The sequence below is a fragment of the Bacillus cereus group sp. MYBK216-1 genome (assembly GCF_051916495.1).
GTDB classification, from domain to species: domain Bacteria; phylum Bacillota; class Bacilli; order Bacillales; family Bacillaceae_G; genus Bacillus_A; species Bacillus_A thuringiensis_K.
The window spans coordinates 166,339-178,465 of record NZ_JBQAGT010000007.1 but is presented as its reverse complement, the minus strand read 5'-3'; the positions used below and the strand labels follow the sequence as shown (position 1 = coordinate 178,465).

Here is a 12,127-nt window from a genome sequence, read left to right as displayed (position 1 = left end):
TTATTCAATCGGAATGTTTTTCATTTTAGGTGTAGAAATCTTTTCTTCTGTTTTTTGCTGTGACGTAGCGATGTGATCCATGATTTTTTGGAAGATTTGTAGTAAGAATGCTTTTTCTTCTTCTGATAATGCTTCTGTTACTAAGCTAAAGTAATGGGCCGCATTTTGTTTTACTTCTTGAACGAGCATTACGCCGTTTTCTGTTAACCGAATTAATACAATACGTCGGTCATTTTCATCACGGTAGCGTTCAATATATCCCTTTTTTACAAGGCGATTTACAACGCCCGTTGTTGTACTCATCGGTATATCAAGAAGATCAGCAATTTTCGTCATTGTAATATCTGTATTTCGTTCCATCCAAAGTAAACAAAATACTTCTGTTTTAGAAAGTGTTAAATCTAGGCTTACCCATTCTTCAGGATAGAAAAGTTTCTTGGCGTTATCTAGCAGTAAGTCTAAAAAATGTTCATATTGCAACAATTAATTCCACTCCCGTATATTTCGAGGTTCGTAATATTTATTTTTATTTTATGTAGAATAGAAATAATTGTCAATGATTTTAATTGTTTTTTTCAGATTAGGCAGAAAACTTTCTTTAAAATAGTATTCTTTTATGATAGATTTATAAATATAAAACTAGAATTTACATAAAAATCCATCATGGTAAATATACTTATCTATAATGGGTATACAGCTAACGAGGGGGAGAACGATGAGAAGACGTAATACGCAAGCGTTCACGTTTTTAGCATGGACTTCATTTGTTTGTGCACTTTCAGGTATGCTAATTGGGATTTATACGTTAGATGAAACGCTTAGTGTAAAAGGATACTATTTAATTGGAACATTATTTTTAACGATGTCTTGTTTTGTATTACAAAAAACAATTCGTGATAATGAAGAAGATAACGAGAGATTTCCGAAAAATAAACCGTTAGATAAAGAGTAAATTGTAAAGAAAGGCATTTGCCTTTCTTTTTTTATGTAAAAATGGCGTAAGTACTCTGTGTTGACTTGCTTGAAGTACTGAAAATTTGGTATCATCAATAGTATTGTAGATTGAACGATATATTATGGAGGTGGCCTAGCCGTGTCAAGAATTTCCGTTGAGAATGTAAAGCACGTAGCACATTTAGCACGTCTTGCAATTACTGATCAAGAAGCAGAAAAATTTCAAAAACAACTAGATGCAATTGTTACATTTGCAGAACAGTTAAATGAATTAGATACAACAGATGTAAAACCAACAACTCATGTATTAACTATGAAAAATGTTATGCGTGAAGATGTACCAGAAAAAGGTTTACCAGTTGAAGAAGTATTAAAAAATGCACCGGATCACAAAGATAATCAAATCCGTGTTCCAGCAGTATTAGAATAGAGGAGGGGAATTTCGATGTCATTATTTGATCATTCAGTATCAGAGTTACATAAGAAGTTAAACAACAAAGAAATTTCCGTTACGGATTTAGTAGAAGAATCTTACAAACGTATTGCGGATGTTGAAGATAACGTAAAAGCTTTTCTTACATTAGATGAAGAAAATGCACGCGCAAAAGCGAAAGAATTAGATGCAAAAATCGGCGCTGAAGATAATGGTTTATTATTCGGTATGCCAATTGGTGTAAAAGATAACATTGTAACTAACGGTCTTCGTACAACTTGTGCGAGCAAAATGTTAGCAAACTTCGATCCAATTTATGATGCGACAGTTGTGCAAAAGCTAAAAGCTGCTGACACAATTACAATCGGTAAATTAAACATGGACGAGTTCGCAATGGGTTCTTCAAATGAAAACTCAGGATTCTACGCTACGAAAAACCCATGGAACTTAGATTACGTTCCGGGTGGATCTAGTGGTGGTTCTGCAGCAGCTGTAGCAGCAGGAGAAGTACTATTCTCTCTAGGTTCTGATACGGGTGGTTCTATCCGTCAGCCAGCTGCATATTGCGGTGTTGTAGGTTTAAAACCAACTTATGGACGCGTATCTCGTTACGGATTAGTAGCATTCGCATCTTCACTTGACCAAATCGGACCGATTACACGTACAGTAGAAGACAATGCATACTTATTACAAGCTATTTCAGGTATTGACCGCATGGATGCAACTTCTGCAAACGTTGAAGTTGGAAACTATTTAGCTGGTTTAACAGGCGATGTTAAAGGTTTACGCATTGCTGTACCGAAAGAATACTTAGGCGAAGGTGTTGGCGAAGAAGCTCGTGAGTCAGTACTAGCTGCTTTAAAAGTATTAGAAGGTATGGGCGCAACTTGGGAGGAAGTATCGCTTCCACACTCTAAATACGCTCTAGCAACGTATTACTTACTATCTTCTTCTGAAGCATCTGCGAACCTTTCACGCTTTGATGGCGTGCGTTACGGTGTTCGTTCTGATAATGTAAATAACTTATTAGATCTTTACAAAAACACACGTAGTGAAGGTTTCGGTGATGAAGTTAAACGTCGTATTATGCTTGGTACATTTGCGCTTAGCTCTGGTTACTATGATGCATATTACAAGAAAGCACAACAAGTACGTACATTAATTAAAAACGACTTTGAAAATGTATTTGCTAACTATGATGTTATTATTGGACCAACAACGCCAACTCCGGCATTTAAAGTGGGCGAAAAAGTTGATGATCCAATGACAATGTATGCAAATGACATTTTAACAATCCCAGTAAACTTAGCGGGTGTTCCAGCGATTTCTGTTCCATGTGGATTCGGTGCTAACAACATGCCACTTGGTTTACAAATCATTGGTAAACACTTCGATGAAGCGACAATTTACCGCGTTGCACATGCGTTTGAGCAAGCAACAGACTATCATACAAAAAAAGCAAGTCTGTAAGGAGGCGAGCATAGATGAATTTAGAAACAATTATTGGTTTAGAGGTTCACGTTGAGTTAAAAACAAATTCGAAAATTTTCTCTGCGAGTCCAACAGAATTCGGAGCGGAGCCAAATACACAAACAAGTGTAATTGACTTAGGATACCCAGGGGTACTTCCTACTTTAAATAAAGAAGCAGTTAACTTTGCAATGAAAGCTGCAATGGCATTAAACTGTGAAATCGCAACGGAAACGAAGTTTGACCGTAAAAACTATTTCTATCCAGATAACCCGAAAGCTTACCAAATCTCTCAATTTGATAAGCCAATTGGTGAAAATGGTTGGATTGAAATCGAAGTAGACGGTAAAAAGAAACGTATCGGTATTACACGTCTTCATTTAGAAGAAGATGCTGGTAAATCAACGCATACAGCTGATGGTTCATTAGTAGACTACAACCGTCAAGGTATGCCTTTAATCGAGATCGTATCTGAGCCAGATATGCGTACGCCAGAAGAAGCATATGCATACTTAGAGAAGTTAAAATCAATCATTCAATACACCGGTGTATCTGATTGTAAGATGGAAGAAGGTTCCTTACGTTGTGATGCGAACATTTCTCTTCGTCCAGTTGGACAAGAGAAGTTCGGTACAAAAGCGGAACTGAAAAACTTAAACTCATTCACTTACGTACAAAAAGGTCTTGAGCATGAGCAAGTGCGCCAAGAAAAAGAACTGTTATCTGGTGGCATCATCCAACAAGAAACACGTCGTTATGATGAAGCAACAAAGAAAACAATCTTAATGCGTGTGAAAGAAGGATCTGACGATTACCGTTACTTCCCGGAGCCAGACTTAGTTGAACTTTACATCGATGATGAGTGGAAAGAAGCAGTTCGAGCTTCTATTCCAGAACTTCCAGATGCACGTAAAGCTCGCTACGTTGCAGAATTAGGCTTACCAGCTTATGATGCACACGTGTTAACATTAACGAAAGAGATGTCTGATTTCTTTGAAGCAACTGTTGCAGACGGTGCTGATGCGAAATTAACATCGAACTGGTTAATGGGTGAAGTACTTGCATACTTAAACAAACAACAAAAAGAATTAAAAGACGTTGCATTAACGCCTGCTGGTTTATCTAAAATGGTTCAATTAATTGAAAAAGGTACAATTTCTTCTAAAATCGCGAAGAAAGTATTTAACGAATTAATTGAAAAAGGTGGAGACCCAGAAGAAATCGTTAAAGCGAAAGGTCTTGTTCAAATTTCTGACGAGGGTACACTTCGTAAAGTTGTAACAGAAATTCTTGATAATAATGAGCAATCTATCGAAGACTTTAAAAACGGTAAAGACCGTGCAATTGGCTTCTTAGTTGGTCAAATTATGAAAGCTACAAAAGGACAAGCAAATCCACCACTTGTTAACAAAATCTTACTTGAAGAGATTAATAAGCGATAATAGTAGTGACTTTTAAAGATTAAGCAGAAAAACACCCGTACATGGGTGTTTTTCTAGGTTAATCAAACGTTTGTTTAAATGAGACAAAATCGTTTAAACAAACGTTTGATTAACTGTCAAAAGTGGAAAAATGTTTGTATAGCAACTATGGTATGATAGTTGCAAAAAGGTGGGAATAATGATAAATCTAAACATAGAGGTTTTTTTCATCTCATGAAATAATAGATAGTTATTATTCGTTATATGTAAATTTTTATGGAAGAATGGATAGAAATAAAGTGAAACTTTAATCAGTAGGAGGTTCATCCAAAGCTGATTATTAGCCCTCACCAATTGGGCATTTACTGCCCGCAAATAGCGGGATAAATTTTGGAGTCAAATAAAAAACCATTGAAATGAATATTTACTTTTGATGGACTACACGAATCGGGTTCTTACTGCCTGTTTGAGCGGGATAAAAGAAGGATAGCAAGATGAGAGGAGGTAGGCATGGGAATACTGAATAGAAGTTCAGTATGTTCTTTTTCGATACATAAAGAAATTTCCTGTGCTAATAAATGATGAAGCGAGCAAGAATTATTTATAATCCTACTTCTGGGCGTGAGCTATTTAAGAAGAGCTTACCAGAAGTATTACAAAAATTAGAACAAGCTGGCTATGAGACATCTTGTCATGCGACAACGGGTCCTGGAGACGCTACTGTGGCGGCGAGGCAAGCTGCGGATCGTAAGTTTGATGTTGTTATTGCGGCTGGTGGCGACGGTACATTAAATGAAGTAGTAAACGGTTTAGTTGGGCATGAATTCCGTCCGAAATTTGGAATTATTCCAGTTGGAACGACAAATGACTTTGCACGTGCAATTGGTGTACCTCGTTCTATTGAAGAGGCAGCAGATATTATTTGCGAAGGAAAAACAGTGCCATTAGACCTTGGTAGAGCGAACGATACATATTTTATTAACATCGCTGGTGGCGGTCGTATTACAGAATTAACATACGAAGTACCGAGTAAGTTAAAGACAGTATTAGGACAACTTGCTTATTACCTAAAAGGTATCGAGATGTTACCATCATTGCATCCGACATATGTTGAAATTGAGTATGATGGAAAGTTACTACAAGAAGAAATTACGATGTTTTTAATTACGAATACTCGTTCAGTAGGTGGATTTGAAAAGGTAGCACCGTATGCATCTATTAACGATGGGTTATTTGACCTATTAGTACTGAAAAAAGGTTCTATCGCTGATTTAATTAAAGCAGCAACACAAGCACAACGTGGTGAACATATTAATAATCCAAAAGTGTTATATACACAAGCGAACCGAATTAAAGTACATTCACCAGATAAACTAATGATTAATTTAGATGGTGAGTATGGTGGAGATGCACCGATGGAATTCGAAAATATATATCATTGTTTAGAACTATTTGTTCCTGAACATCAAGAGGATGCCCTGTAAAGGCATCCTTTTTTACTTTGTTAAAATGAATTGTAAATTGGGAGTTAGTTTGATTTTTATGGTATTTTTACAATTCTTTTATTTTACATCCATATTTTATTGATAAACTGGAGGAGATAAGAAACGAGAGGTAGGATGCTATGGAGAAGGTAAAAGCAATATTATTTGATAAAGATGGGACATTAATGGATTTTCATTCAATATGGATAAAAGTAGCTGAAGAACTTGTAGCTGAATGTATAAGTTTATATCATTTACCAAGTACAATAGGGCAGACCTTATTAGAAGAGATTGGTGTAGAGGGAGCATTTGTTAATCCGAGGAGTGCAATAGCTGCTGGAACAAGCCTTGATGTAGCGAAGGGGCTTTGTAATTATATTGAGTCTGCTAGAGAAGAAGAGATGCACCATTGGGTAAGTGAGAAGTTATTTTCCCTTATGTATGAGCATCGTTCGCATATGAAAATGACAGCAGATTTACCGAAAGTGTTACAGGCATTAAAAGATAAAGGATTTATATTAGGGGTTGTCACGGCAGATGATTTCGCACCAACAGAATTATTTTTAAAACAATATAAGTTGGAGAACTTTTTTGATTATATTATAGCCTCGGATACATTCCCTGCGCAAAAACCAGATAAAAAGATTATAGAAGTGTTTTGTGAGAAATTTAATTTAGAATCATGTGAGGTTGCGGTTGTTGGAGATACGCCAACTGATTTACATTTAGCCAAAAATGGCGATTGCTATGCAATTGGGGTGCTATCTGGTACGGGAGACCGTCCAACATTAGAACCACTTGCTGATTTAGTGTTAGATTCTGTTGGAGAGTTTATTTCTCAATCGGGTGAGTTTTTCTGGGAGAAAGAAAAGTCTAATGTGTAAGGAAAATAAGTCTATAAAGACTCTTAATGAGTCTTTATAGACTTATTTTTTATGCCTGGATACAAAGAATATAGGATAAATGCTAGAAAAGAAAGTTGGCATACATTTTGCAATAAAAAGAGAAAACAATGTAAAGAAAAGGATGGGGTACGCAATGAACACAAAAAAATTTGCTAAAGTAAATGAACAAATTCCAGGACCGAAAGCGGCATCTTTATTAGAACGCCGTCAAAATATAGTACCAAAAGGAGTAAGTAACGGCATCCCAACGTTTGTACAATCTGCCAATGGTGCTCTTGTAACGGATGTTGATGGTAATCAGTACATTGATTTTGCAGGAGCAATTGGGACAATTAACGTAGGGCATTGTCATCCAACGGTTAAAGAAGCGCTCCATAAACAAGTCGATCAATACATTCATACTGGATTTAATGTCATGATGTATGAGCCATATATTGAATTAGCGGAAAAGCTTGCGGCATTGGCACCGGGAAGTTTCGATAAGCAAGTCCTCTTTTTAAATAGTGGTGCAGAAGCAGTTGAGAACGCGGTGAAGATCGCTCGTAAATATACGAAGAGACCTGGTATTATCGCATTTTCTAAAGGTTTCCACGGGCGTACATTAATGACAATGACGATGACAAGTAAAGTGAAGCCATATAAATTTGGGTTTGGTCCCTTTGCTCCAGAAGTATATAAAGCGCCATTTCCATACGAATACCGTCGCCCAGAGGGATTAACGGAAGAGCAGTATGATGATTTTATTATTGAAGAGTTTAAGAACTTCTTCATATCGGAAGTAGCACCAGAAACAATCGCAGCTGTTGTAATGGAACCTGTTCAAGGGGAAGGTGGATTTATCGTCCCAAGTAAGAAATTTGTTCAAGAAGTACGCCGCATTTGTTCAGAGAACGGCATTTTATTTGTAGCGGATGAAATACAAACAGGCTTTAGTCGTACAGGAAAATATTTTGCAATTGATCACTATGATGTCGTTCCAGATTTAATTACAGTGTCTAAATCATTAGGGGCTGGTGTACCGATAAGTGGTGTCATTGGACGTAAAGAAATTATGAATGAATCTGCACCAGGTGAACTTGGTGGAACGTATGCAGGAAGTCCATTAGGATGTGCGGCAGCATTAGCAGTACTGGATGTAATAGAAAAAGAGAATTTAAATGATAGAGCGATAGAATTAGGAAAAGTCGTAATGAACCGATTCGAAGAGATGAAAAATAAATATCATTGCATTGGTGATGTGCGTGGGTTAGGAGCAATGTGTGCATTTGAGGTCGTTCAAGACCGTAAGACGAAAGCACCTGACAAAACGTTAACGGCTAATCTATGTGCAGAAGCAAATAAGCGTGGGTTACTGTTATTATCAGCAGGAACATATGGAAATGTTATCCGTGTGTTAATGCCTTTAGTTATTACAGATGAGCAACTTGAAGAAGGTTTAACAATAATTGAAGAATCATTGCAAGCTTGTTATGAGCAAACAAACATAGCTCGTGTTTAAAAACTGAAGGATAAATAGCAAACATTCTAGCTGACTCTATATTAAATACAGAAAATTCACTTTATAATAAAGGTAGTGAAGTGGATCGATGGATTTGAAGTTAGGGGTGGCTAGGATGGTTGCAGAAAAGGAACGAGTTTTAATGGATTTAAAAGATGTATTTGAATATGCGTTTGACGAAATTTTTGTTACAGATGAGCAGGGAATCGTTGTGCGTGTAAATAGTACATGTGAAAGGCACTACCAACTAGCTGCCGAAGAGTTAGTGGGTAAGCATGTAAAAGAACTACAAAAGGATGGAATCTTTTATCCATCAGCGACATTAGAAGTGATTGAAAAAAAGAGGCCAATTGAACTCGTTCAAACTACAAAATCAGGAGAGTATTTACACGTTCGTACAAGGCCTGTTTTTGATGATGAGGGAAATTTAAGAAGAGTGATTAGTTATTCTCGGGACCTTACTGAACTCTATCAATTACGTCAAAAGGTAGAGGAAATGGATAATCAGCTAAAAACATATAAAAAAGAATTAAGAGAAACATATGAGCATGAAGGACTTATTTTTAAAAGTCTAGCTATGCAAAAAATAGTCAATACAATTAAAAAAGTATCTGTAGTGGATAGTACTGTTCTCGTTTTAGGCGAAACTGGAGTTGGGAAAAGTCGATTAGTACGCCATTTACATGAAGTGAGTCACCGTAAGAATGAAAGTTTCTATGAAATTAATTGTGCGGCATTGCCAACTAATTTAATTGAATCAGAGCTTTTTGGATATTCAGGTGGATCTTTTACAGGTGCGAATCGTGAAGGGAAAAAGGGACTATTAGAATCCGCGCATAAAGGAACTCTTTTTTTAGATGAAATCGGTGAAATGCCGATTGAAATTCAAGCGAAGCTTTTGCAAGTATTGCAAGAAAAAACATTTCGTCCTATAGGCGGAAGAGAATTAAAAAAAGTGGATGTTCGAATTGTGGCAGCAACAAATAGAGATTTAAGTGAGATGGTGAAACAAGGAACATTTCGGAAAGATTTATACTATCGTTTGAATGTCATTCCAATTGCAATTCCCCCGCTTAGGGAAAGGACAGAAGATATTTTACCGCTTATTTATCATTACTTGCAGCACTTTAATAAAAAATACGGACGTGATGTGAAACTAGCGCCGAGTACGTTACAAATGTTTGTTGGATATCCGTGGGAAGGAAACAATAGAGAAATAGAGAATGTAATTGAGAGAATTGTTATTACTGTCGATGATGTTGTAACGGTAGAGGATTTGCCACTCTCTATGCAAGAGGCTGCAGTTGAACAATCGGGGCAAAGCCTTTATAAAATGCTGGAAGAGGTAGAGAGAAATATTATTCTTAAAGCGTATAAAACGTATGGATCAAGTTATAAAGTAGCTGAGTTTTTGCAAATTAGTCAATCTGCTGCTACTAGGAAAATTAAGAAGTTCATAGAGGAGGAAGAAAACATTGGATAAAAAGGCGACTTTCGTAAGTATAGATAGAAAGGCGATGTATATAAATGGTGAGTGGATTACACTACAAGAACAAATTGAAGTAAATAATCCTGCGACGAAGGAAATATTTGCAACTGTACCAAAAGGCGGAGTAACAGAGGCAAAGCAAGCTGTTGATGCTGCACATGAAGCTTTTAAAACGTGGTCTAAGTTAACGGCAGCAGATCGTGCAACGAAGTTAAAAAAGTGGTTCATGCTTATTGATAAAAATAAAGAAGAGATCGCAGCGATTATGACGAAGGAACAAGGAAAGCCGTTTGCAGAAGCGCTTGGTGAAGTAAATTATGCAAATAGTTTTGTTGAATGGTATGCAGAAGAAGGGAAACGTGTGTATGGTGAAATGATTCCTGCTTCTCATCCGAATAAGCGCATTTTAGTTATGAAGCAACCAGTTGGCGTTATGGCAGCTATTACACCTTGGAACTTCCCAGCTGCTATGATTACGAGAAAGGTAGCCCCAGCGCTTGCAGCAGGCTGTACAGCCGTTGTGAAACCGGCAAGTCAAACGCCGCTAACTGCATTAAAATTAGCTGAATTAGCTCATGAAGCGGATATTCCAAAGGGTGTAATTAATATCGTAACAGGTAGTGCAAAAGCAATTGCTGATACATGGATGGAAGATAGTCGCGTTCGAAAAGTGTCCTTTACAGGGTCAACGGAAATTGGGAAAGAGTTAATGGCTAGTGCGGCGCAAACGATGAAAAAAGTTTCACTTGAGTTAGGTGGTCACGCTCCGTTTATCGTAATGAATGATGCAGATTTAGATAAAGCAGTAGAAGCGGTGATTGGTTCGAAATTCCGTAACGCAGGACAAACGTGTATATGTACAAACCGAGTATTCGTTCAAGAAGAAGTATACGAAGTATTTGTAGAGAAGTTCCAAAGGGCAGTAGGGCAGTTGAAAGTAGGAGACGGTTTCGGTGACGGAACGACTGTCGGACCACTTATTGATGAGAATGCAGTTTCAAAAGTACAAGAACATATTGAAGATGCTATTCAAAAAGGTGGAACCGTTTTATATGGTGGTGAAAAGGTCGCAGAGTTAGAGGGACATTTCATTCAACCGACTGTAATTGGGTTGGCAAATGATACGATGCTTTGTATGAATGAAGAAACATTTGGGCCAGTGGCACCAGTTGCGAAATTTAAAACAGTTGATGAAGTAATCGAACGTGCAAATAATACACCATACGGTTTAGCTGCGTATATTTTCACGAAAGACATTAGCCAAGCATTCCAAATTAGTGAAGCGTTAGAGTACGGTATTATCGGTCTAAATGACGGTCTTCCATCAGTTGCACAAGCACCATTCGGTGGCTTTAAAGAAAGTGGTATCGGCCGTGAAGGAGGCCATTTCGGCATCGGGGAATATTTAGAAATTAAATATATTTCATTAGGACTATAAGTAGTATACTAGAATCTCTATAAGGTAACAGAGAAGGAGATTCTAGTATGGTATATTGGCTATTATTACTTGTTACAATTATTTTTGAAGTAGCTGGAACAATCGCAATGAAACTATCGAATGGTTTAACAAAGCTCGTTCCAAGTGTACTGATTTTCGTGTTTTATGGAATTTGTTTCAGCGTGTTCGCCATCGTTGTGAAAAAGATCCATTTAAGTATTGCTTATGCTATTTGGTCTGGCGTTGGAACATTACTTATTACAATCATTAGTGTTTATTTTTTTAAAGAGCATATTAGTTTATTCCAAGCATTTTGTATTCTTTTTATTGTTTTGGGTGTCATTGGGCTTAAGGTTTCATCGGCATCATGAAAGCTATCTTTTGTAGAAGATAGCTTTTTTCTATTTGTGCAGTTAGCAATTAATACGACAAAATATGACAAAAAAGCGTAAAGCATTTTGTTATAATACATATGAAATATTGTCTTATGTGGAGGAAAGAGTATGTTAAAAAAGGTAAGTCAAATTGTTTTAATTTTTGGCATAGCTTTTAGTTTAAGTGCTTGCACTGAGACTAAAGATAGTAATGAAAGTAAACAAGAAGATGTTCAAGATAAAGTGTATAAAATAGGGGAGACAGTAGACGTAGATGGTTTGCAAGTAACTATCGATTCAGTTAAATTAGGATATCCGGATTATGATGAGGATAAAAAGAAAGAGGAGATTTTGGGGATTATTTTCAAAGTAGAAAATAATAGTAAAAAGGAAATACCTTTTGCATTTTATGAATTTGAGATTACCGATAAGAAAGGTACAAGATTTAAAGAATATAATAACCCTGATAGCTTTATTAGTAAAAAGTTAGCACCAGATGAAAAAATTCAAGATATCATGCTATTTGACGTAGCGAAAGAAAATACGTATATCGCTACGTATAGACCGGAGTTTACGCGTGAAAATAGAACGATAAAATTTGAATTGAAACCAAATAAATAAAGAAACACATTGGATTATCCAATGTGTTTCTTTATGGTAA

Annotated in this window: 12 protein-coding genes; 11 read left to right on the top strand and 1 reads right to left on the bottom strand. The window is 36.6% G+C overall.

The features are described 5' to 3' along the window. Positions 1 to 483: a MarR family winged helix-turn-helix transcriptional regulator gene (locus ACTFRH_RS23160; protein WP_000942479.1), complete on the bottom strand. Its 483-nt coding sequence runs from the start codon at positions 481 to 483 to the stop codon at positions 1 to 3. 232 nt (positions 484 to 715) lie between these two features. Here ACTFRH_RS23160 and ACTFRH_RS23155 point away from each other — a divergent pair, with 232 nt between their 5' ends. From ACTFRH_RS23155 to ACTFRH_RS23105, 11 genes are all read left to right on the top strand, one after another. After that, complete coding sequence (locus ACTFRH_RS23155) at positions 716 to 952, top strand: YiaA/YiaB family inner membrane protein (protein ID WP_001254393.1); 237 nt, start codon at positions 716 to 718, stop codon at positions 950 to 952. Between the two features lie 141 nt (positions 953 to 1,093). Continuing rightward, entirely contained in the window at positions 1,094 to 1,384 is a 291-nt protein-coding gene (gene gatC, locus ACTFRH_RS23150) for an Asp-tRNA(Asn)/Glu-tRNA(Gln) amidotransferase subunit GatC (protein WP_000086999.1), read from the top strand. A 15-nt stretch (positions 1,385 to 1,399) separates the two neighbouring features. Continuing rightward, a complete protein-coding gene (gene gatA, locus ACTFRH_RS23145; protein WP_000051441.1) occupies positions 1,400 to 2,857 on the top strand; it encodes an Asp-tRNA(Asn)/Glu-tRNA(Gln) amidotransferase subunit GatA in 1,458 nt (485 codons plus the stop codon). A 14-nt stretch (positions 2,858 to 2,871) separates the two neighbouring features. Beyond that, positions 2,872 to 4,299 (top strand): Asp-tRNA(Asn)/Glu-tRNA(Gln) amidotransferase subunit GatB, encoded by a 1,428-nt coding sequence (gene gatB, locus ACTFRH_RS23140; RefSeq protein ID WP_001047685.1) that lies wholly within the window; start codon positions 2,872 to 2,874, stop codon positions 4,297 to 4,299. 557 nt (positions 4,300 to 4,856) lie between these two features. Then, positions 4,857 to 5,762 carry a diacylglycerol kinase gene (locus ACTFRH_RS23135; protein ID WP_000977679.1) on the top strand — a complete coding sequence of 302 codons (906 nt, stop codon included), beginning with the start codon at positions 4,857 to 4,859 and terminating at the stop codon, positions 5,760 to 5,762. 140 nt (positions 5,763 to 5,902) lie between these two features. Continuing rightward, positions 5,903 to 6,646, top strand: a complete 744-nt coding sequence (locus tag ACTFRH_RS23130) for an HAD family hydrolase (protein WP_000416660.1) — start codon at positions 5,903 to 5,905, stop codon at positions 6,644 to 6,646. Between the two features lie 154 nt (positions 6,647 to 6,800). Then, complete coding sequence (gabT, locus tag ACTFRH_RS23125; protein WP_002163831.1) at positions 6,801 to 8,165, top strand: 4-aminobutyrate--2-oxoglutarate transaminase; 1,365 nt, start codon at positions 6,801 to 6,803, stop codon at positions 8,163 to 8,165. Between the two features lie 115 nt (positions 8,166 to 8,280). Further along, the gene (locus ACTFRH_RS23120; RefSeq protein WP_000225148.1) at positions 8,281 to 9,648 is read left to right on the top strand and encodes a sigma-54 interaction domain-containing protein; all 1,368 of its coding nucleotides are present in this window, start codon (positions 8,281 to 8,283) and stop codon (positions 9,646 to 9,648) included. Beyond that, positions 9,641 to 11,092, top strand: a complete 1,452-nt coding sequence (gene gabD / locus ACTFRH_RS23115) for an NADP-dependent succinate-semialdehyde dehydrogenase (RefSeq protein ID WP_000358141.1) — start codon at positions 9,641 to 9,643, stop codon at positions 11,090 to 11,092. The genes ACTFRH_RS23120 and gabD overlap by 8 nt, the downstream gene beginning before the upstream one ends. A 47-nt stretch (positions 11,093 to 11,139) precedes the next feature. After that, a complete protein-coding gene (locus ACTFRH_RS23110) occupies positions 11,140 to 11,463 on the top strand; it encodes a DMT family transporter (RefSeq protein WP_000263262.1) in 324 nt (107 codons plus the stop codon). Between the two features lie 132 nt (positions 11,464 to 11,595). Further along, positions 11,596 to 12,087: a DUF4352 domain-containing protein gene (locus ACTFRH_RS23105; RefSeq protein ID WP_000915104.1), complete on the top strand. Its 492-nt coding sequence runs from the start codon at positions 11,596 to 11,598 to the stop codon at positions 12,085 to 12,087. The last annotated feature ends 40 nt before the right edge of the window (positions 12,088 to 12,127 follow it).